This window comes from Kitasatospora sp. NPDC088783 (genome assembly GCF_044750705.1).
In the GTDB taxonomy this organism is placed as follows: Bacteria; Actinomycetota; Actinomycetes; order Streptomycetales; family Streptomycetaceae; genus Kitasatospora; species Kitasatospora fiedleri.
The window spans coordinates 832,083-852,896 of the sequence record NZ_JBIVKJ010000001.1; the positions used below are offsets into that span (position 1 = coordinate 832,083).

The following is a 20,814-nucleotide window of genomic DNA, read 5'->3' on the forward strand; positions in this document are numbered from 1 at the left end:
CGGAGAGCAGGAACGGGGAAAGGGGAGAGCGGGGGCACCGCCGTTCCCGCCGGGAGATCACGTAGCGTACGAGGCACCAGCGGACGGCGAGAGAGGAGCACGGTGAACGACACCGAGGGGCGGGCACCGGAGAGGCCGAAGCCGAAGCCCGACGACCAGCCGCGCGGCGGCATCCTGATGGGCCGTCCGTTCGGCGTGCCCGTCTACGTCACCCCGTCCTGGTTCCTGGTCGCCGCGCTGATCACCTGGATCTTCGGCAGCCGCCTCGCCGACGTCCTGCCCGACCTCGGCGCCGCCCGCTACCTGCTCGCCTTCTCCTTCGCCGTCGCCTTCTACGGCTCCGTCCTGGTCCACGAGCTCGCCCACACCCTGGTCGGCCTGCGCTACCGGCTCGGGGTGCGCCGCATCCAGCTCCAGTTCCTCGGCGGCGTCTCCGAGATCGAGAAGGAGGCCGACCGCCCCTGGCGCGAGTTCTGGCTCGCCTTCGTCGGCCCGCTACTCTCGCTCGCCCTCGGCGGCGCCTTCTGGCTCGGCCTGCGCGCCGTCGAACCCGCCACCGTCCCCGGCGTGCTGCTCGCCGGGCTGATGGTCTCCAACCTGGTGGTCGCCGCCTTCAACCTGCTCCCCGGCCTCCCGCTGGACGGCGGCCGGATGCTGCGCGCCGTGGTCTGGGCCTGCACCGGCAAACCGATGAAGGGCACCCTGGCGGCGGTCTGGGTCGGCCGCGCGCTGGCCGTCGCCGTCGTCCTCGGCCTGCCGATCTTCAGCTCCTCGCAGGACGTCGAGCGCTCCGCCACCGAGGCCATGGTCGACGGCGTGCTCGCCGCGATCCTCGGCTTCATCATCTGGCAGGGCGCCGGGAACTCGCTGCGCAACGCCCGCCTCAAGGAGGTGCTGCCCCGGCTCAGGATCCGCGAGCTGGCCCGCCGCAGCATCGACGTCCCCGCCGACACCCCCCTCGGCGAGGCCATGCGCCGGGCCCGCGAGGCGCACGCCGGGGCGATCGTGGTGGTCGACGGCCGCGGCGAGCCGACCGCCGTGGTCAAGGAGTCCGCGGTCAGCGCCGTCCCCGAGCACCGCCGCCCCTGGGTGGCCGTCACCGCCGTCTCCCGCGACCTCGAACCCGGCCTCACCGTCCCCGTCGACCTGGCCGGCGAGCAGATCCTCGACGTCCTGCGCCGCGCCCCCGCCACCGAGTACCTGGTGGTCCGGCCGGACGGCTCGGTCTACGGCGTGCTCTCGCTCAGCGACCTCGAACGCAGGCTCACCGCCGCGCTGCTCGGCCGGGCCGCCGGAGCGGACTGATCATGTGGTCGGGGGCAGCCCCCCGGCTCCCGTAGGATGGCCCCCATGTCCGAACCGACCGGTGCCGCCCGCCGACGCGGGCCCTTCCAGGTCGGGGACCAGGTCCAGCTGACCGACCCCAAGGGCCGCCACTACACGTTCACGCTCCAGGCCGGGAACCAGTTCCACACCCACAAGGGTGCGTTCCCGCACGACGAGCTGATCGGCGCTCCCGAGGGCACGGTCGTCCGCACGACGGGCAACGTCCCGTACCTCGCGCTGCGCCCCCTGCTCCCCGACTACGTCCTGTCCATGCCGCGCGGCGCCGCCGTGATCTACCCCAAGGACGCGGGGCAGATCCTGGCCATGGCCGACATCTTCGCCGGCGCCAGGGTGGTCGAGGCGGGCGTCGGCTCCGGCGCCCTCTCCACCTACCTGCTGCGCGCCGTCGGCGACACCGGCATGCTCGCCTCCTACGAGCGCCGGCAGGACTTCGCCGACATCGCCCGCGGCAACGTCGAGCGCTACTTCGGCGGCCCGCACCCGGCCTGGAAGCTCACCGTCGGCGACCTCCAGGACAACCTGGTCGAGGCCGACGTCGACCGGGTCATCCTCGACATGCTCGCCCCCTGGGAGTGCCTGGACGTCGCCTCCAAGGCGCTCGTCCCCGGCGGCCTGATCTGCTGCTACGTGGCCACCACCACGCAGATGTCGCGCACCGTCGAGGCGCTGCGCGAGCACGGCACCTTCACCGAGCCGCAGGCCTGGGAGACCATGGTCCGCACCTGGCACCTGGAGGGCCTCGCCGTCCGCCCGGACCACCGGATGATCGGCCACACCGGCTTCCTCCTCACCGCCCGCCGCCTCGCCGACGGCGTCGAGCCCCCGCTGCGCCGCCGCCGCCCCGCGAAGGGCTCCTACGGCGAGGACTACGAGACCGGCCCGGAGAGCGAGCTGACGCTCGCCGAGCGCGCGGCCGTCCGCAAGGCCCAGCGCGAGGCCGCCTCGCACGACGCGCGGGAACTCCCGCAGTAACGGCAGCGCACCGACAGCCAGGTCGCGCGGGAACGGCGGGTCACTGCCGCCCCGCGACCTGGCTGTCGGCGTTCCCCGGCCCGCGCGGACGCCCCCGCGCCCCGGCCGGGCGACGGCCCGCGCCGGTGTGCGAGGATGCGCGGACCGGAAAGGGGAGTCTCGTGGTGACGGAGCGTCGGATACCCGGGCACGCGCGCTCGGGGTTGAAGCACTGGGTGCTGGTCGCGGCGGGGTGCGCGGCCGTGGTGGGCGGGGCGCTGGGGGCGACCTCGGCGACCGGGGCCGTGACGGCCGGTCAGCCGGCCGCGGAGCCGACGGCCGGCTCGGCGGCGGGGACGGCGGCCCCGCCGGAGGCGGACCTGTCGAAGGCGGACCTCCCCCTCGACTGCGGGCCCTTCCCGGTCGCGGTGAGCCTGAGGACGGCCGCGGTGCTGGGCGGCGCCCCGGTGACCGTCGCCGCCGCGCACTGCCAGGCCGACATGGGCACTCCGCCGGACGGGGTGTTCCTGGTCGGACCGGACGGCTCGCCCGCCGTGCTGCTGCCCGACACCGAGGGCCTGACCGTCACCGAGCTGGCGATCCGCAGCGACGGCTCGATCCGCGGCAGGGCCCGCGGTTACTCCTCGCCGGACGTGCCGCGCTTCGCGCCCGACCTGGAGGTCGAGCTGTCCTGGAAGCGGGCCGGCGGCGGGGCGTGGACGAAGACCGAGACCGCCACGCCGGTCCGCGGCAGCTGAGGGCCGGTCAGCCCGGCCGTCCGGGCCGGGCCGGTCGGCCGGGTCAGTCCGCGTCCGGCCCGTAGACCTCGACGCCGTCCGCCGCGCGGCGGACGTGGATGCAGTCGCCCGGGCAGTCCTTGACCGAGTCCACCACGTCCTGAAGGAGCGTCAGCGGCACGGGCACCGTCTCGCCCGGCTGCTGGCGCAGTTCGTCGTCCGCGCCCTTCACGTAGGCCAGCCCGTCGATGTCGAGCTCGAAGACCTCGGGCGCGTACTGCGCGCAGATGCCGTCGCCGGTGCACAGATCCTGGTCGATCCAGACTTCGAGTGCCTCGCCAGTCCCCGCCATTGCCCCTGCCGTTTCTGCTCTGGTCGCCCCGCATTCGGGGACATTCCTGTCACGATACATCCGCGCTGCTTTGAACCGTTGAGCGGTGGGCATCTCCTCTACCAGAGGGGAAGCGAGCGGGGCGGACATCGGACACGCCCGATCCATCTTTCTGATCTAGGGGTTTACATGACCCTGGTGCCAGGTAGGTTTGGGTCGTCCAGCTCCCCCAGGAGGAGGTGAGGACCGTGGCAGCCCACGATGACGACTACGACCGCAGCGCCGGCAGGCCCGCACGGGGGTCCGACGAGGCCGCACAGGTCTCGTACCTCGAGCAGGAGATCGCCGTCCTGCGGCGCAGGCTCGCCGATTCTCCGCGCAGCTCAAGGGTTCTTGAGGAGCGGATCGTCGAGCTCCAGAACAGCTTGGCCGGCGTGACCGCCCAGAACGAGCGGCTCGTCGCCACCCTGCGAGAGGCCCGCGACCAGATCGTGGCCCTCAAGGAGGAGGTCGACCGGCTCGCACAGCCGCCGGCCGGATTCGGCACCTTCCTCGAGAAGAACGAGGACGGCACCGCCGACATCTTCACCGGTGGCCGCAAGCTCCGGGTCAACGTCAGCCCCAGCGTCGAGCTGGACGAGCTGCGCCGCGGCCAGGAGGTGATGCTCAACGAGGCGCTGAACGTCGTCGAGGCGATGGCGTTCGAGCGGATCGGCGAGATCGTCACGCTCAAGGAGGTGCTGGAGGGCGGCGACCGCGCGCTGGTCGTCGGCCACACCGACGAGGAGCGGGTGGTCCGGCTCGCCGAGCCGCTGCACGGCGTCACGATCAGGGCGGGCGACGCCCTGCTGCTGGAGCCGCGCTCCGGCTACGTGTACGAGGTGGTGCCGAAGTCCGAGGTCGAGGAGCTGGTCCTCGAGGAGGTCCCGGACATCGACTACCGGCAGATCGGCGGCCTGTCCGGCCAGATCGAGCAGATCAGGGACGCGGTCGAGCTGCCCTACCTGCACGCCGACCTGTTCAAGGAGTACGAGCTCCGGCCGCCCAAGGGCGTCCTGCTCTACGGCCCGCCCGGCTGCGGCAAGACACTGATCGCCAAGGCGGTGGCCAACTCGCTGGCCAAGAAGGTCGCCGAGGTGACCGGCCGGCCGCAGGGCAAGAGCTACTTCCTGAACATCAAGGGCCCCGAGCTGCTCAACAAGTACGTCGGCGAGACCGAGCGGCAGATCCGCCTGGTCTTCCAGCGGGCCCGGGAGAAGGCGAGCGAGGGCACACCCGTCATCGTCTTCTTCGACGAGATGGAGTCGCTCTTCCGCACCCGCGGCTCCGGCGTCAGCTCGGACGTGGAGAACACCATCGTCCCGCAGCTGCTGGCGGAGATCGACGGCGTGGAGGGCCTGGAGAACGTCATCGTCATCGGCGCCTCCAACCGCGAGGACATGATCGACCCGGCGATCCTGCGGCCCGGCCGCCTGGACGTCAAGATCAAGATCGAGCGGCCGGACGCCGAGGCGGCCAAGGACATCTTCTCCAAGTACCTGCGGGACACCCTCCCGTTCCACCCGGACGACCTCAAGGAGCACGACGGCTCGGTGTCGGTCACCGTCGCCGCCATGATCCAGTCGGTGGTCGAGCGGATGTACTCGGAGACCGAGGAGAACCGCTTCCTGGAGGTCACCTACGCCAACGGTGACAAGGAAGTGCTGTTCTTCAAGGACTTCAACTCCGGCGCGATGATCCAGAACATCGTCGACCGGGCGAAGAAGATGGCCATCAAGGACTACCTCGACCACGGCCAGCGCGGTCTGCGCGTCTCCCACCTGCTCGCCGCCTGCGTGGACGAGTTCAAGGAGAACGAGGACCTGCCGAACACCACCAACCCGGACGACTGGGCCCGCATCTCCGGCAAGAAGGGCGAGCGGATCGTCTTCATCCGCACCCTCGTCACCGGCAAGCAGGGCGCCGAGTCCGGCCGCTCCATCGACACCGTCGCCAACACCGGGCAGTACCTGTAGCACGCGCACCACCCCGTCCGGCTGCGGCGCTCGGCAGGGCTCCGCAGCCGGACGGTGCGTCTGCACCGGCACCGCCCAGCAGTACCCAGCAGTACCCACAGGTCAGGAGGGCCGCATGACCGTACGGCGCGTGATGGGGATCGAGACCGAGTACGGCATCTCCGTGCCCGGCCACCCCAACGCCAACGCCATGCTCACCTCGTCCCAGATCGTCAACGCGTACGCGGCGGCGATGCACCGGGCGCGCCGCGCCCGCTGGGACTTCGAGGAGGAGAATCCGCTGCGCGACGCCCGGGGCTTCGACCTGGCCCGGGAGGTGGCCGACTCCAGCCAGCTCACCGACGAGGACATCGGCCTGGCCAACGTCATCCTCACCAACGGCGCCCGGTTCTACGTCGACCACGCCCACCCCGAGTACTCCTCGCCCGAGGTCACCAACCCGCTCGACGCGGTGCTCTGGGACAAGGCGGGCGAGCGGATCATGGCGGAGGCCGCCGAGCGCGCCCTGGAGCTGCCCAACGGGCAGCGGATCCTGCTCTACAAGAACAACACCGACAACAAGGGCGCCTCCTACGGCACCCACGAGAACTACCTGATGCAGCGGGCCACCCCGTTCGCCGACATCGTCCGCCACCTGACCCCGTTCTTCGTCTCCCGCCAGGTGGTGTGCGGGGCCGGCCGGGTCGGCATCGGGCAGGAGGGCGGCGGGCACGGCTTCCAGATCAGCCAGCGCGCCGACTACTTCGAGGTCGAGGTCGGCCTGGAGACCACCCTCAAGCGCCCGATCATCAACACCCGCGACGAGCCGCACGCCGACGCCGAGAAGTACCGCCGGCTGCACGTCATCATCGGCGACGCCAACCTCTCCGAGGTCTCCACCTACCTCAAGCTCGGCACCACCGCGCTGGTCCTGTCGATGATCGAGGACGGCTTCATCGCCGTCGACCTCGCCGTCGACCAGCCGGTGCGCACCCTGCACCGGGTCTCCCACGATCCGGAGCTCAAGCAGCTGGTCCAGCTGCGCAGCGGCCGCAAGCTGACCGCCGTGCAGCTCCAGATGGAGTACTGCGAGCTCGCCCGCAAGTACGTCGAGGACCGCTACGGGCAGGACGCCGACGACCAGACTGTGGACGTGCTGGCCCGCTGGGAGGACGTGCTGGGCCGCCTGGAGCGGGACCCGATGAGCCTGTCCCGGCAGCTCGACTGGATCGCCAAGAAGGAGATCCTGGAGGGCTACCGGCAGCGCGACGCCCTGGAGTGGGACAGCCCCCGGCTCCAGCTGGTCGACCTCCAGTACAGCGACGTGCGGCCCGACAAGGGCCTCTACAACCGGCTGGAGGCGCGCGGCCGGTTCGACCGGCTGTTCGACGAGGACGAGGTGCGCCGCGCCGTCACCCGGCCCCCCGAGGACACCCGGGCCTACTTCCGCGGCCGCTGCCTGGAGCAGTACGCCGACCACGTGGCCGCCGCCTCCTGGGACTCCGTCATCTTCGACCTGCCCGGCCACGACAGCCTCCAGCGCGTCCCGACCATGGAGCCGCTGCGCGGCACCCGGGAGCACGTCAAGGAGCTGCTCGACCGGTGCCGCACCGCCGAGGACCTAGTGCGCGTCCTCTCCGGCGGGTAACTTTTCGATCACCGAGGGTGAACGTTTCCCGGACGGGGAATCATTCCGGTGAGCAGCCAGCGTTGAACGAGAACACCGAACGAGCGGGGTGAGGAAAATGGCGGAGAAGGACACCGGCGGCGGTCAGCAGCGGGCCAACCGCTCCTCCGAGGAGGCCGAGGAGCAGGCGGCGGAAACGCAGGCCTCGGACGAGCTCAAGGAGCGCCAGGAAAAGCTCAGCGACGACGTCGACTCGGTACTCGACGAAATCGACGAGGTACTGGAATCCAACGCCGAGGATTTCGTGCGCGGATTCGTCCAGAAGGGCGGCGAGTGAGAGGGGAAACCCCTCCGTCCACCGAAAAGAGCAGCACGAGCGCCGCAGGTGTGCCCTGAGCGCGCCTGCGGCCTCGTGTTGCCGGAAGCTCCTCGGAGCAGCTCCCCCGGAGAGCGTGGAACCGGCCCCGGAAGCGGGTAGGGTCCGGGGCACCAAGCAACTTTCGATCTTCGATCCGGAAGGACACGTGTGGAAGCCAACCTCAGTGGCACCGGGCGTCTGCCGGCCGCCTTCCTCACCCCCGGCTCCTCCTCGTTCCTGGACTTCCTCGACAGCCACGCGCCCCAGCTGCTCCCCGGGCGGCGCACCCTCCCCGAGGGGATGACCGTCGAGGCGCCGCACGGCACCACCATCGTCGCCGCGGTCTTCGACGGCGGCGTGGTGCTGGCCGGCGACCGCCGCGCCACGATGGGCAACGTCATCGCCCAGCGGGACATCGAGAAGGTCTTCCCGGCGGACGAGTACAGCGCCGTCGGCATCGCCGGCACGGCCGGCCTGGCGGTCGAGATGGTCCGGCTGTTCCAGCTGGAGCTGGAGCACTACGAGAAGATCGAGGGCGCCGTGCTCTCGTTCGAGGGCAAGGCCAACCGGCTCACCACGATGATCCGCTCCAACCTGGCGATGGCCATGCAGGGCCTCGCGGTCGTCCCGGTCTTCGCCGGCTACGACCTCGACCTCGGCCGCGGCCGGATCTTCACCTACGACGTCACCGGCGGCCGCTCCGAGGAGCGGGCCGGCTTCGCCGCCACCGGCTCCGGCTCGGTCTTCGCCCGCGGCTCGATGAAGAAGCTCTACCGGGACGGCCTGACCGGCGACGAGGCCGCCACCCTCGCCGTCCAGGCGCTGTACGACGCCGCCGACGACGACTCGGCGACCGGCGGGCCCGACCTGGCCCGCAAGATCTTCCCGATCGTCACGCTGATCACCGAGGACGGCTTCCGCCGGCTCACCGAGGCGGAGGTCTCCGCGATCGCGGTCTCCATCACCGACCGGCGCCGCGAGCACCCCAACGGCCCGCAGGCCCCGCTTCTCTGAGTCCGCCTCAACCACCCGAAGGGAGACCGGCGGTGTCCACGCCGTTCTACGTCTCGCCCCAGCAGGCCATGGCGGACCGCGCGGAGTACGCCCGCAAGGGCATCGCCCGCGGCCGCAGCGTGGTCGTGCTCACCTACGCCGACGGCATCGTCTTCGTCGCGGAGAACACCTCACGGGCCCTGCACAAGGTCTCCGAGATCTACGACAAGATCGCCTTCGCCGCGGTCGGCCGCTACAACGAGTTCGAGAACCTCCGGATCGGCGGCGTGCGCTACGCCGACCTGCGCGGCTACTCCTACGACCGGGCCGACGTCACCGCCCGCGGCCTGGCCAACGTCTACGCCCAGACCCTGGGCACCATCTTCTCCTCGGTCGGGGAGAAGCCCTACGAGGTCGAGCTGATCGTCGCCGAGGTGGGCCGCACCTCCGCCGACGACCAGATCTACCGGCTCACCCCCGACGGCTCGGTGGTGGACGAGAAGAACGCCGTGGTGGTCGGCGGCAACGCCGACTCCATCGGCAACTACCTCGGCCAGCGCCACCGGGCCGGACTCACCCTCGCCGAGGCGCTCAAGCTGGCGGTCGACGGCCTGGCCCGCGACCCCAACGGCGGCAGCCCCCGCGCCATGACGCCGGAGCAGCTGGAGGTCGCGGTCCTGGACCGCCAGCGCTTCCAGCAGCGGAAGTTCAAGCGCATCCTGGGCGGCCAGCTGGCCCGGCTGCTCAGCGGCGACGAGTCGGCCGCCGACGAGGACGCCGACGGCGCGGGCGACGCGAGCACCGACACCGAATGACCGCCCGGGCGGCCCGCCGCGCAGCGCGGGCCGCCCGCCGGTCCACCGACCGCCACCGAGGGGTTCCACCGAGCTTCGAACAGAGAAGAGTCGCACATGGACCGCCGAATTTTCGGGCTGGAGAACGAGTACGGAGTCACCTGCACCTTCCGGGGCCAGCGCCGGCTGTCGCCGGACGAGGTGGCCCGCTACCTCTTCCGCCGGGTCGTCTCCTGGGGCCGCAGCAGCAACGTCTTCCTGAAGAACGGCGCCCGGCTCTACCTCGACGTCGGCTCCCACCCCGAGTACGCGACCCCCGAGTGCGACGACGTCACCGAGCTGGTCACCCACGACAAGTCCGGCGAGCGGATCCTCGAGGGCCTGCTGGTGGACGCCGAGCGGCGGCTGCACGAGGAGGGCATCGCCGGCGACGTCTACCTGTTCAAGAACAACACCGACTCGGCCGGCAACTCCTACGGCTGCCACGAGAACTACCTGGTGGCCCGGCACGGCGAGTTCTCCCGGCTGGCCGACGTGCTGATCCCGTTCCTGGTCACCCGGCAGCTGATCTGCGGCGCCGGCAAGGTGCTGCAGACCCCGCGCGGCGCGGTCTACTGCGTCAGCCAGCGCGCCGAGCACATCTGGGAGGGCGTCAGCTCCGCCACCACCCGCTCCCGCCCGATCATCAACACCCGCGACGAGCCGCACGCCGACGCCGAGCGCTACCGGCGGCTGCACGTCATCGTCGGCGACTCCAACATGTCGGAGACCACCACGCTGCTCAAGGTCGGCGCCACCGACCTGGTGCTGCGGCTGATCGAGGCCGGCGTGGTGATGCGCGACCTGACGCTGGAGAACCCGATCCGGGCGATCCGCGAGGTCAGCCACGACCTGACCGGCACCCACCAGGTCCGGCTGGCCAACGGCCGGGAGGCCTCCGCCCTGGAGATCCAGGAGGAGTACTACACCAAGGCGCTGGAGTTCGCCGACCGCAAGGGCCTCAACGAGGGCACGGTGGCCCGGGTGCTGGACCTGTGGGGCCGCACCCTGGAGGCGGTGCGCAGCGAGGACCTGGCCAAGGTCGGCACCGAGATCGACTGGATCATGAAGTACCAGCTGATCGAGAAGTACCGGGCCAAGCACCAGATGACCATGTCCAACCCGCGGGTCGCCCAGATCGACCTCGCCTACCACGACATCCACCGCCGCCGCGGCCTGTTCTACCTGCTGCAGAAGAACGGCCAGGCCAAGCGGGTCACCACCGACCTGCTGACCTTCCAGGGCAAGTCGGTGCCCCCGCAGACCACCCGGGCCCGGCTGCGCGGCGACTTCATCCGGCGCGCCCAGGAGCAGCGCCGCGACTTCACCGTCGACTGGGTGCACCTCAAGCTGAACGACCAGGCGCAGCGCACCGTGCTGTGCAAGGACCCGTTCCGCTCGGTGGACGAGCGGGTGGAGAAGCTGATCGCCGGGATGTGATCCGCCGGCCCGGTCCGGTCCGCCGGGGGCGCGCCGCGCCTCCGACGGACCGGACGAATCGGGTCATAGGCTGACGTCATGCGTCGAACCGCCTACCTGCTCACCGTTCCCCTGACCGTCGCGCTGCTCGCCGGGTGCAGCAGCTCGGGCGGCTCCGGGAAGTCCACCGCGACGACGCCGGCGGCCTCCTCGGCCTCCGCCGCCGAGGTGCCGAGCCCGGTGGCGTCCGCCTCGCCGATGCCCACCGTCTCGGGGGACTTCGGCTCGAAGGCGACCATCACGCTGCCCACCGAGCCGCCGTCCGGGCAGTTCGTGGTGAGCACCGTGAGCGAGGGCTCCGGGGCGGTGGTCAACAAGAACGACTGGGTGACCGTCAACTACACCGTCAAGGACTGGACCAGCGGCAAGGACCTGTCCAGCTCCTACGACTCCGGCGGCAAGCCGCAGCTGTACCAGCCGGGCAGCGGGCAGCTGGTGCCCGCCTTCGACCAGAGCGTGGTGGGCCGGAAGGCCGGCAGCCGGGTGCTGGTGGTGGCCCCGCCGGCCGCCGGGTTCGGTAGCCAGGGCTCCAGCGCGCTGGGCGTCGGCAAGGACGACACCGTGGTGTTCGTGCTGGACGTGGTGAGCACGCTGCCGCAGGACACCACCGTCCCCGGGGACCTCACCCAGCCGCCCGCGAACGCCCCGCAGGTGAAGGACAACGGCAAGGCCGCGCCGACCATCACCGTCCCGGCCGGCCAGCAGCCGCCCGCCGACCTCCAGCAGTACGTGCTGGTCCAGGGCACCGGCCCGCAGGTGCAGAGCGGGCAGACGCTGGTGGTCCAGTACACCGGCGTGACCTGGACGGACGGCAAGCAGTTCGACTCCTCGTGGAACCACGGCGGCGCGCAGGCCCTCCAGGTCGGCACCGGCAGCCTGATCAAGGGCTGGGACCAGGGGCTGGTCGGCAAGAACGTCGGCAGCCGGGTGCTGCTGGTGGTCCCGCCGTCGCTGGGCTACGGCGACCAGGCCAGCGGCTCGATCCCGGCGAACTCCACCCTGGTGTTCGTGATCGACATCCTGGAAGCTGTCTGAGAACCGCCTGACAGCCGGGCGAGGGCCGGGCTGACCCGCTCTCATGCCGACCTGACATACTGCTGCCCCGCACCAGTGGTACACGCGTCGTCGGGCGAGTCGAATGGGGAGTCATGTCTGAGAAAGCGTCGAGCCCGGGCGAGGCCGACACCAACGGGAACAAGCCCTCGGTGGACCGCGAGTCGATCGTCGTCCCCGCCGAGATGCTGACCCAGGCGGGGTGGGCGCCGCCCACCGCCCCGGTGGCCCCCGGGGAGAAGGCCGAGGAGGCCCCGAAGGTCTTCGCGTCCAACCAGCGCAAGGTGCCGCTCTCCGAAGCGGGCTACGACGAGGACCCGGGCGGGGTGGGCCGGCTCGGCGTGATCCTGGGCTCGGTCCTGGCCGTGCTGCTGGTCGCGTCCGGCGTGACGATGTACTACGTCAACAAGGACGACGGCAAGCCCTCCGCGCAGGCGGACTCGGCCGCCGCCAGCCCCGCTCCCTCGGACACGCCGACCCAGGAGCCGGTGCCGCCGATCAAGGACAGCGCCAAGGTGCTGCCGACCGTCGCCGGCGACTTCGGCTCCAAGGCGGCCATCACGCTGCCCAAGGACGCCCCGGACGGGACGTTCGTGGTCAAGGAGCTCTCCGCGGGCAACGGCCCGAAGGTGGAGAAGGGCAACTGGGTCACCGTCGACTACACGGCGATGGACTGGCAGACCGGCAAGGACATCCCCGGCTCGTACGGGGAGGAGAACGGCAAGCCGCAGCTGTACCAGGCCGGCGGCGGGTCGCTGATCCCGGCGCTGGACAACGCCGTCGAGGGCCACAAGGCCGGCAGCCGCCTGCTGGTGGTCGCCCCGCCCGGGGCCGCGTTCGGCGCGCAGGGCAACAGCCAGCTGGGCATCGGGGCCGCCGACAGCCTGGTCTTCGTGCTGGACATCCGGCAGGCCACCGCGCCGGGCGCGGTGCTCTCCGGTGACGTGACCCCGCCGCCCGCGGACTTCCCGCAGGTCAAGGACAACGGCACCAAGCCCGCCGACATCACCCCGCCCAAGGGCGCCGCCGACCCGACCGACCTGAAGAGCCACGTGCTGATCCAGGGCAAGGGCCGCAAGATCGAGTCCGGCGAGAAGGTGCTGGTCCAGTACACCGGCGCGCTGTACAAGGACGGCAAGAAGTTCGACTCCTCGCTCGACCGCGGGCAGGCGTTCACCTTCACCACCGGCGCCGGCAGCGTCATCGAGGGCTGGGACAAGGGCATCGTCGGCCAGAACATCGGCAGCCGGGTCGAGCTGGTCATCCCCGCCTCGCTGGGCTACAAGGACCAGGCCAGCGAGAGCATCCCGGCCAACTCCACCCTGGTGTTCGTGGTCGACATCCTGGACGCCGGTGTCGGCGGCGGCGACAGCTGACGGCCCGTCGGTGCGCCTAGGATGAGTCCCGTTCACGCAACCGAACGAGAAGAGCAATCGTGAGCCTGACCAAGCCGGAGATCGACTTCCCGGGCGGCGACGCCCCGACCGAGCTCCAGATCCGCGACATCGTGGTCGGCGACGGCGCCGAGGCCAAGGCCGGCGCGGTCGTCGAGGTCCACTACGTCGGTGTCACCTTCGCCTCCGGCGAGGAGTTCGACGCCTCCTGGAACCGCGGCCAGACCTTCCGCTTCCCGCTGGGCGGCGGCCGGGTCATCAAGGGCTGGGACCAGGGCGTCGAGGGCATGCGGGTCGGCGGCCGGCGCGAGCTGATCATCCCGCCGCACCTGGCGTACGGGAACCAGTCCCCGAGCCCGCTCATCCCGGCCGGCTCCACCCTGATCTTCGTGGTGGACCTGCTGGGCGTCTGACCTCGGACGCACCACCGAACCCCCGGTTCCGCCAGGAGCCGGGGGTTCGGCTTTCTCTGGACGTGCTCGTACCGGTACGGTCAGGCGGGTCACCCCCGATCGGAGGAAGGGTCACCGATGGCGATCGCCAAGGCAGAGCGGCTGATGAACCTCGCCCTGTGCCTGATGAACACCCGCCGTCCGCTCTCCAAGAAAGAGCTGCGCGAGTCCGTCGAGGCGTACCGGGAGGCCTGGCAACAGGGCTCCGAGGACGCCTTCAACCGGATGTTCGAGCGCGACAAGGACGACCTGCGCGAACTCGGCCTGATCATCGACGTGGACGAGAACGCGCTCGACGGCGAGATCGGCTACCTCGCCCGCCGCGACCGCAACCGGCTCCCCGAGATCGCGCTGGACGCCGAGGAGGCCGCCGCGCTGGCGCTGGCCGCCCGGGTCTGGCAGCAGGCGAAGATGTCCGGCGCCGCCAGCGGCGCCCTGCAGAAGCTGCGCGCGGCCGGCGTCCCGTTCGCCGAGGACCGCGAGCACGGCGCGCTGGAGCCGCGGATCCCCGGCCGGGAGGCCGCGTTCGAGCCGCTGCTCACCGCCGCCCGGGACCGCCGGCCGGTCACCTTCGACTACCGCAAGGCCGGCGCCGCCACCGCCGAGCCGCGCTCGGTGGAGCCCTGGGCGCTGGAGTGCTGGCGCGGCCACTGGTACCTGGCCGGCTACGACCGCGACCGCGGCTCGGCCCGGGTCTTCCGGCTCTCCCGGATCACCGGCAAGGTCCGCTCCCGGGCCGGCGCGTTCACCGGCGAGGTGCCCGAGCACGTGGACGTCCGGGCCGTGGTGGCCCGGTTCGCCGGCGAGGGCGCCACCGCGGTGGCCCGGGTCAGGGTGCGCTCGGGCGCCGCCTACCCGCTGCGCCAGCGCGCGCTGGAGACCCGGCCGGCCGACGCCGACTGGGACGAGCTGGACATCCCGTACGGCAACGGCCTGGGCGCCGACCTGGCCGAGTACGGTCCCGACGTCATCGTGATCGGCCCGGAGGACCTGCGGGCCGACGTCATCGACCGGCTGCGCGCCGTCGCCGGTCTCGCGGAGGTGCAGGCATGAGCAACGCGATCGACCAGACGCGCCGGATGCTGTCGCTGGTCACCTACCTGCGCGAGCGGCCCGGGGCCGAGGTCGCCGAGGTGGCGCGGGCGTTCGGGATCACCGAGCGGGAGCTGATCGGCGACCTGAACGTGCTGCCGATGTGCGGCACCTCCTTCCGCGGCGGCGACCTGCTCGACATCGACACCGACGGCGAGCGGATCTGGTGGCACAACGTGGACGACGTCGCCCAGCCGCTGCGGCTGGCCGCCGACGAGGCCACCGCGCTGCTGGTCGCCGCCCGGGCCGTCGCCGGGCTGCCCGGCCTGCGCGAGCGGGACCGGCAGGCGCTCACCCGGGCGGTCGCCAAGATCGAGGACGCGGCGGGCGAGAACGCCGAGTCCGCGGCCCGGGTCGGCGTCACCTTCGAGGCCGAGGGCACCGTCTTCGCCGACATCGACCGCGCCCTCAGCGAGGGCCGGCTGATCTGGCTGCGCTACTGGTCGCACGGCCGCGGCGAGCTGACCGAGCGCGAGGTCGACCCGATCCGGCTGGTCACCGAGGGCCACACCTACCTGGAGGGCTGGTGCCGCACCTCCGAGGACCGGCGCACCTTCCGGCTCGACCGGATCGCCGAGATCAAGGTGCTCGACGAGCCCGCCAACCCGCCCCGGCTCCAGCCCCGCGACCTGTCCGCCGGGCTGGTCGCCCCCACCGCCGAGGACCCGCAGGTGGTGGTCGAGGTCGGCCCCGGCGGCCGCTGGGTCGCCGAGTACTACACCCACGACAGCGCCGAGGAGCTCCCCGACGGCGGCCTGCGGATCACCCTGCGCTCCGCCGAGCCGTCCGGCCTGCGCCCGCTCGCCCTGCGGCTGGGCCGGGACGGCCGGATCACCGCCCCCGCCCAGCTCGCCGAACAGGCCCGCACCGCCGCGCTGGCCGCGCTGGAGCACTACCGGGACGGACAGGTCGGAACCACGTGACCGACGGCACCAGATTCAAGGTGTACTGCTCGCAGTGCCGGGAGAAGGTCGAGCTCCCGGCCCGCGAGTTCCGGCTGGCGCTCGGCGCCAGCAAGGAGCGCACCTTCTACAGCTTCACCTGCCCGGCCTGCGGAGCGGTCGTCCGCAAGATCGCCGGGGAGAAGATCGTCGCCGCGCTCACCGAGGCCGGCGTGCGCACCATGCGGCTGCTGCCGGTGGACGGATAGGGAGGACCGCACGTGAACTGGACCCTGGTCGGAGCCGTCCTGCTGTCCACCGCGGGACTGCTGGTGCTCGGCGCGCTGGCGCTGCGGCTGTGGCTGGACGTGCGGGCGCTGGCCCGCGAGGTGGACGGCGCGGTCGGCGCGCTGCAGCGGGCCGCCGCGGGCGACTGACCACGGCCGGCCGGTCGGTGACCGGTACCCGATCGTTGGGTACCGGGTTCCCGCGCGGACACCCCGAGCGGCTACCATCGCCCGCAGAGAGGGGGCCCTGCCTCCCGGACGAGGAAGGCGGTGCACTGCGGATGCGACTCCTTTCACCCGGCTCGCTGCTGCTGGTCACGGCGCTCGCGGTGCTGCTGTTCGGCGGCAAGCGGCTGCCGGACGCGGCGCGGGCCCTGGGCCGCTCGCTGCGGATCCTCAAGAGCGAGGGCAGGGCGCTGCGCCGGGAGTTCGACTCCGGCCGACAGGCGCCCGCCGCCCCCGCCCCCGCCCCGGCCGCGCGGCCCGCCGCCGAACCGGAACGGGTGGTCAAGGCCGCCCCGGGCGCCCCCCGCCCCGACCGGGCCGCCTGAACGCCCGCGTCGGGCCCCGCACCACACCGACTACGACGAGCGCACGATTCGAGGACCGGGTTGAGCAAGACGAGCAAAGCGGCCAAGGACCCTGAGGGGCGGATGGCGCTCGCCGACCATCTCCGCGAACTGCGCAACCGGCTGGTCAAGTCGCTGCTGGCGATCATCCTCTTCACGATCGTCGCGGTGTTCTACCACAAGGCGCTGCTGGACTTCCTGATCGAGCCGCTGCCCGCGTGCAACCCGGACGGCACCCTGCCGGCCGGCCTGAAGCACTGCGCGGAGATCTCCAACATCGGCCTGACCACCCCGTTCACGGTCATGCTGAAGGTCAGCCTCACGGCCGGCGCGGTGGCCGCCACCCCGGTCTGGCTGTACCAGCTGTGGAAGTTCGTGGCGCCCGGCCTGCACCAGCACGAGAAGCGCTACTCGGTGGCGTTCCTGCTGGTCGGCACCCCGCTGTTCCTGGCCGGCGCGGTGCTCGCGTACGTGGTGATGCCGCTGACCGCGGAGATGCTGATCAGCTTCGTCGGCGACGGCGTCAAGTCGATCGTGCCGGTGGAGACGTACCTGGACCTGATCACCCGCATGGTGCTGGTGTTCGGCGCGGGCTTCGAACTGCCGCTGTTCCTGGTGATGCTCAACCTGGTCGGGGTGCTCACCGGCAGGCGGCTGCTCAGCTGGTGGCGCGCGATGGTCATGGGCATCACGGTGTTCGCGGCCTTCGCCACCCCGTCCACCGACCCGCTGTCGATGCTGGCGCTGGCCGCGCCGATCTGGGCGCTGTACTTCCTGGCGGTCGGGGTCGCGCTCCTCAACGACAAGCGCAAGGCCGCCCGCAACCCCGACGCCGGGCTGAGCGACGAGGAGGCCTCCCGGGTCGACCTGACGGTCGAGGGCGTGGCGGGCGCCGAGCCGGTCGGCGGGGTCGAGACGGTGGAGGCGCCCGCGCCGGTCCCGGCCTCGCGCCGCGACCAGATCGACGACATCACCTGACCGGGCGCGCGGGCGGCGAGCCCCGCGCGGCGGTGAACGGCCTCGGACCCGTCGGTCCGGGGCCGTTCGGCGTTCCGGGGGCGGTGACGACCGGGTGGAGGGAGTCCTTGCCCGGAGTTCGAGCCATGTGACATATTACTGAGGTGCTCAAGCGAAACCCCTACGACGTCGTGGTGGTCGGGGCCGGCGTGGTCGGTGCCGCCTGCGCCTACTACGCCGCCCGGTCCGGCCTGGAGGTCGCCGTGGTGGACCGCGGGCCGGTGGCCGGCGGGACCACCGGCGCGGGTGAGGGCAACCTGCTGGTCTCCGACAAGGAACCCGGCCCGGAACTCGACCTCGCCCTGCTCTCCACCGGCCTGTGGCGCGACCTCGCCGCCGAGCTCGGCGCACGCGTCGAGTACGAGCCCAAGGGCGGCCTGGTGGTCGCCACCGGCCCCGCCGGACTCGACCCGCTGCACGGCTTCGCCGCGCAGCAGCGCGCCGCCGGGGTGACCGCCGTCCCGGTCACCGCCGACGAACTGCCCGAGTTCGAACCGCACCTGGCCGCCGACCTGCCCGGCGGCTACCTGTACCCGCAGGACGCCCAGGTCCAGCCCGCGCTGGCCGCCGCCCACCTGCTGCGCGCCTCCGGCGCCGACCGCTACCTCGGCGAGGCCGTCACCGGCCTGCTGCGCGGCCCCGGCGGCGCCGTCACCGGCGTGGCCACCGCCCGCCGCGCCCTCGCCGCCCCCGCCGTGGTCAACGCCGCCGGCACCTGGGGCGGCGAACTCGCCGCGCTGGCCGGGGTCCGCCTGCCGGTGCTGCCCCGGCGCGGCTTCGTCCTCGTCACCGAACCGCTGCCGCGGATCGTCCGGCACAAGGTCTACGCCGCCGACTACGTCGCCGACGTCGCCTCCGGCTCGGCCGGCCTCCAGTCCTCCGCCGTGGTCGAGGGCACCCACGCCGGGCCGGTGCTGATCGGCGCCAGCCGCGAGCGGGTCGGCTTCGACCGCACCCTCAGCCCCGAGGTGCTGCACCGGCTCGCCGCCCAGGCCGCCGCGCTGTTCCCGGTGCTGCGCGCCGCCCAGGTCCAGCGCGCCTACCGGGGCTTCCGCCCCTACCTGCCCGACCACCTGCCGGCCGTCGGGCACGACGTCCGGGCGCCCGGGCTGTACCACGCCTGCGGGCACGAGGGCGCGGGCATCGGGCTGGCGCCCGCCACCGGGCTGCTGATCAGCCGCCAGCTCACCGGCGCGGAGCCGGAGTTGGACCTGGCGCCGTTCCGACCGGAGCGGTTCGACGACGCCGAGGGCACGGGGAGCGCGGGGGGCGCGGGGTGAGCGGGGTGAGCGGGTGGCGGTGCGCGGGTTTCCGCGCGGGGTGGCCGGTGCGGTGCGACGTACGGGAAGGGGAGGAGTAGCCGTGGACCCGCTCGACCTGGTGGGAGCCGAACCCGGCCCCGTCCGGACCTTCCGGTTCGACGGCCGCCCGGTGCCCGCGCTGCCCGGGCAGACGCTGGCCGCCGCGCTGTGGGCCGACGGCGTGCCGGCCTGGCGCACCACCCGGCGCGGGGGCCGTCCGCGCGGGGCGTTCTGCGGGATCGGGCAGTGCTTCGACTGCCTGGCCACCGTCAACGGCCGACCCAACCAGCGCCTGTGCCTGCTGCCCGCCGAGCACGGCGACACCGTCACCACCCAGGAGGGGCACGGCCATGCCGACCTCGGAGTCTGAGCCGCGCGAACACCGGGACGGGCCGTACCGCGACCGCTACGACCTCGCCGTGATCGGCGCGGGCCCCGCCGGGCTGGCCGCCGCCGACGCCGCCGCCGGGTTCGGCCTGCGGGTCGCCCTGGTGGACGCGGGCAGCCGGCTCGGCGGCCAGTACTACCGGCACCCCGCCCCCGAACTGGGCGCGGCCCGGCCGGAGCGGCTGCACCACGGCTGGACGGTGTTCGCCCGGCTGCGCGAGCGGCTGACGGCCTCGCCGCTGGTCGACCACCTGGCCGGCCACCACGTCTGGGCGCTGGAGGCGGGCGCCCCGGGCGACGACACCGGGCCCTGGCGCCTGCACGCCACCCGCGGCCCCGGGGCGGCCGACCGGGCCACCGTCCGGGCCCGGGCGGTCCTGCTGGCCACCGGCGCGCACGAGCGGCAACTGCCCTTCCCCGGCTGGACGCTGCCCGGGGTGGTGACCGCGGGCGGCGCGCAGGCGATGCTCAAGTCCTCCCTGGTGCTGCCCGGCCGGCGCGTCGTGGTGGCCGGGAGCGGCCCGCTGCTGCTGGCCGCCGCCTCCTCGCTGGTCGCGGCCGGGGCGGAGGTCCCCGCGATCGTGGAGGCCACCTCGTACCTCGGCTACGCCCGCGGGCTGCCGGTGCTGGCCGGCAACCCCGGGAAACTCGCCGAGGGCGCCGCGCACGGCGCCCGGCTGCTGCGGCACGGGGTGCGGCTGCGCCGCGGCAGCGCGGTGGTCGAGGCGCACGGCACCGACCGGGTCACCGCCGTCACGGTGGCCCGGCTGGACGCCCGGTGGAAGCCGGTGCCGGGCAGCGAGCGGCGGATCGGGTGCGACGCGCTGGCGATCGGCCACGGGCTGGTGCCGCAGATCGAGCTGGCCACCGAACTGGGCGCCGCGACGGCCGCCGGGCCGGACGGCACGGTGGCCCTGGCGGTGGACGCCCGGCAGCGCACCAGCGTGTCCGGGCTGTGGGCGGCGGGGGAGACCTGCGGCGTCGGCGGCGCGGACCTGGCGCTCGCCGAGGGCGTGCTGGCCGCCCACGCGGTGGCCGGGCGCCCGCTCCCCGCCCGGGCGGCGGCGGTCCGCCGACGGCGGCGCGCGTTCGCCGCGCTGATGGCCGCCGCGCACGCGCCCGGGCCGGACTGGACCGGCTGGGTCACCGACGACACCGAGGTCTGCCGCTGCGAGGAGGTCCCGGCCCGGGCGGTCCGGGAGGCCGTCGAACGGCTCGGTGCCGGCGACGCCCGGACGGTCAAGCTGCTCACCCGGGCCGGCATGGGCTGGTGCCAGGGCCGGATGTGCGGACCCGCGGTGGCCCGCCTGTCCGGCGGCGGAGCCGGACGGCCGGACAGCCGACCGCTGTCCTGTCCGGTGCCGCTGGCGCAACTGGCCGAGCCGGGGCCGGACTAGGGCCTGTCTTCAAACCCCCGCCTGTCCCGCAACGCCCGGCACCCATTCCCGCCGCACCGGGCAGAGAGCCGAGTACGTCCAGTACGAGGCCCTTCGCCCGGCCCGCCGAGAGCACGTACCGGACGCTGCAGGGCTACGACGGGGGTTCGAAGACAGGCCCCAGGGCCGGCGGCCGGGCCCGCCCGGCACGCGCTCTCGCCGCGCCGGTCGAGAACCCGGGCGCACCCCCGGTGTGAGGGCTTCCGGCCGGGCGGGCCGAGAGGACGTACCGAGGGCGCTTCCGGCCGAAGGCCGGGGGAGCCGTGGGGCCGCCCGGTGGTGGCGGGGGCCTTGT

The 20,814-nt window shown here is 72.9% G+C and carries 22 protein-coding genes; 21 read left to right on the top strand and 1 reads right to left on the bottom strand.

The genetic code is table 11. The features are described 5' to 3' along the window. Nucleotides 1-102 precede the first annotated feature (102 nt). The 3 genes from ACIP60_RS03630 (at nt 103) to ACIP60_RS03640 (ending at nt 3,056) form a co-directional block, all read left to right on the top strand. Nucleotides 103-1,305: a site-2 protease family protein gene (locus ACIP60_RS03630; RefSeq protein ID WP_400679590.1), complete on the top strand. Its 1,203-nt coding sequence runs from the start codon at nt 103-105 to the stop codon at nt 1,303-1,305. Nucleotides 1,306-1,350: 45 nt separating this feature from the next. Next, entirely contained in the window at nt 1,351-2,319 is a 969-nt protein-coding gene (locus ACIP60_RS03635; protein ID WP_400679592.1) for a tRNA (adenine-N1)-methyltransferase, read from the top strand. A 164-nt stretch (nt 2,320-2,483) separates the two neighbouring features. Then, a complete protein-coding gene (locus ACIP60_RS03640; protein WP_400679594.1) occupies nt 2,484-3,056 on the top strand; it encodes a hypothetical protein in 573 nt (190 codons plus the stop codon). Nucleotides 3,057-3,099: 43 nt separating this feature from the next. Here the strand turns inward: ACIP60_RS03640 and ACIP60_RS03645 are convergent, their stop codons facing one another. Further along, complete coding sequence (locus ACIP60_RS03645; protein ID WP_033255313.1) at nt 3,100-3,387, bottom strand: ferredoxin; 288 nt, start codon at nt 3,385-3,387, stop codon at nt 3,100-3,102. Between the two features lie 227 nt (nt 3,388-3,614). On the opposite strand from ACIP60_RS03645, the gene arc reads away from it, so the two are divergent. The 18 genes from arc (at nt 3,615) to ACIP60_RS03735 (ending at nt 20,480) form a co-directional block, all read left to right on the top strand. Continuing rightward, nucleotides 3,615-5,381 carry a proteasome ATPase gene (gene arc, locus ACIP60_RS03650; protein ID WP_400679597.1) on the top strand — a complete coding sequence of 589 codons (1,767 nt, stop codon included), beginning with the start codon at nt 3,615-3,617 and terminating at the stop codon, nt 5,379-5,381. A gap of 115 nt (nt 5,382-5,496) precedes the next feature. Beyond that, the gene (gene dop, locus ACIP60_RS03655; RefSeq protein WP_400679599.1) at nt 5,497-7,008 is read left to right on the top strand and encodes a depupylase/deamidase Dop; all 1,512 of its coding nucleotides are present in this window, start codon (nt 5,497-5,499) and stop codon (nt 7,006-7,008) included. Between the two features lie 97 nt (nt 7,009-7,105). After that, nucleotides 7,106-7,324 carry a ubiquitin-like protein Pup gene (locus ACIP60_RS03660; protein WP_100839305.1) on the top strand — a complete coding sequence of 73 codons (219 nt, stop codon included), beginning with the start codon at nt 7,106-7,108 and terminating at the stop codon, nt 7,322-7,324. A gap of 189 nt (nt 7,325-7,513) precedes the next feature. Next, the gene (prcB, locus tag ACIP60_RS03665; RefSeq protein WP_100839304.1) at nt 7,514-8,359 is read left to right on the top strand and encodes a proteasome subunit beta; all 846 of its coding nucleotides are present in this window, start codon (nt 7,514-7,516) and stop codon (nt 8,357-8,359) included. 32 nt (nt 8,360-8,391) lie between these two features. Next, the gene (gene prcA, locus ACIP60_RS03670; protein ID WP_400679602.1) at nt 8,392-9,153 is read left to right on the top strand and encodes a proteasome subunit alpha; all 762 of its coding nucleotides are present in this window, start codon (nt 8,392-8,394) and stop codon (nt 9,151-9,153) included. 96 nt (nt 9,154-9,249) lie between these two features. Next, nucleotides 9,250-10,611, top strand: coding sequence for a Pup--protein ligase (gene pafA / locus ACIP60_RS03675; RefSeq protein WP_033212823.1), 1,362 nt, complete (start codon nt 9,250-9,252; stop codon nt 10,609-10,611). A 78-nt stretch (nt 10,612-10,689) separates the two neighbouring features. Continuing rightward, nucleotides 10,690-11,685, top strand: a complete 996-nt coding sequence (locus tag ACIP60_RS03680; protein ID WP_400679605.1) for an FKBP-type peptidyl-prolyl cis-trans isomerase — start codon at nt 10,690-10,692, stop codon at nt 11,683-11,685. 113 nt (nt 11,686-11,798) lie between these two features. Then, the gene (locus ACIP60_RS03685) at nt 11,799-13,079 is read left to right on the top strand and encodes an FKBP-type peptidyl-prolyl cis-trans isomerase (protein ID WP_400679608.1); all 1,281 of its coding nucleotides are present in this window, start codon (nt 11,799-11,801) and stop codon (nt 13,077-13,079) included. Nucleotides 13,080-13,138: 59 nt separating this feature from the next. Beyond that, nucleotides 13,139-13,510, top strand: a complete 372-nt coding sequence (locus tag ACIP60_RS03690) for an FKBP-type peptidyl-prolyl cis-trans isomerase (protein WP_035868835.1) — start codon at nt 13,139-13,141, stop codon at nt 13,508-13,510. Nucleotides 13,511-13,627: 117 nt separating this feature from the next. After that, complete coding sequence (locus tag ACIP60_RS03695) at nt 13,628-14,602, top strand: helix-turn-helix transcriptional regulator (RefSeq protein WP_400679610.1); 975 nt, start codon at nt 13,628-13,630, stop codon at nt 14,600-14,602. Next, the gene (locus ACIP60_RS03700) at nt 14,599-15,564 is read left to right on the top strand and encodes a helix-turn-helix transcriptional regulator (protein ID WP_400679612.1); all 966 of its coding nucleotides are present in this window, start codon (nt 14,599-14,601) and stop codon (nt 15,562-15,564) included. Before ACIP60_RS03695 ends, ACIP60_RS03700 begins: the two co-directional genes overlap by 4 nt. Continuing rightward, nucleotides 15,561-15,791: a zinc ribbon domain-containing protein gene (locus ACIP60_RS03705; protein ID WP_100839298.1), complete on the top strand. Its 231-nt coding sequence runs from the start codon at nt 15,561-15,563 to the stop codon at nt 15,789-15,791. Before ACIP60_RS03700 ends, ACIP60_RS03705 begins: the two co-directional genes overlap by 4 nt. 12 nt (nt 15,792-15,803) lie before the next feature. Further along, nucleotides 15,804-15,959 carry a hypothetical protein gene (locus ACIP60_RS03710; RefSeq protein ID WP_158585321.1) on the top strand — a complete coding sequence of 52 codons (156 nt, stop codon included), beginning with the start codon at nt 15,804-15,806 and terminating at the stop codon, nt 15,957-15,959. A gap of 131 nt (nt 15,960-16,090) precedes the next feature. After that, nucleotides 16,091-16,360 carry a twin-arginine translocase TatA/TatE family subunit gene (locus ACIP60_RS03715; RefSeq protein ID WP_400679615.1) on the top strand — a complete coding sequence of 90 codons (270 nt, stop codon included), beginning with the start codon at nt 16,091-16,093 and terminating at the stop codon, nt 16,358-16,360. Nucleotides 16,361-16,462: 102 nt separating this feature from the next. Continuing rightward, entirely contained in the window at nt 16,463-17,356 is an 894-nt protein-coding gene (gene tatC, locus ACIP60_RS03720) for a twin-arginine translocase subunit TatC (protein ID WP_400679927.1), read from the top strand. A gap of 143 nt (nt 17,357-17,499) precedes the next feature. Continuing rightward, a complete protein-coding gene (locus tag ACIP60_RS03725; protein ID WP_400679616.1) occupies nt 17,500-18,675 on the top strand; it encodes an NAD(P)/FAD-dependent oxidoreductase in 1,176 nt (391 codons plus the stop codon). A gap of 82 nt (nt 18,676-18,757) precedes the next feature. Continuing rightward, nucleotides 18,758-19,066, top strand: coding sequence for a (2Fe-2S)-binding protein (locus ACIP60_RS03730; protein WP_100839294.1), 309 nt, complete (start codon nt 18,758-18,760; stop codon nt 19,064-19,066). Next, nucleotides 19,047-20,480, top strand: coding sequence for an NAD(P)/FAD-dependent oxidoreductase (locus ACIP60_RS03735; RefSeq protein WP_400679620.1), 1,434 nt, complete (start codon nt 19,047-19,049; stop codon nt 20,478-20,480). The genes ACIP60_RS03730 and ACIP60_RS03735 overlap by 20 nt, the downstream gene beginning before the upstream one ends. Nucleotides 20,481-20,814 lie beyond the last annotated feature (334 nt).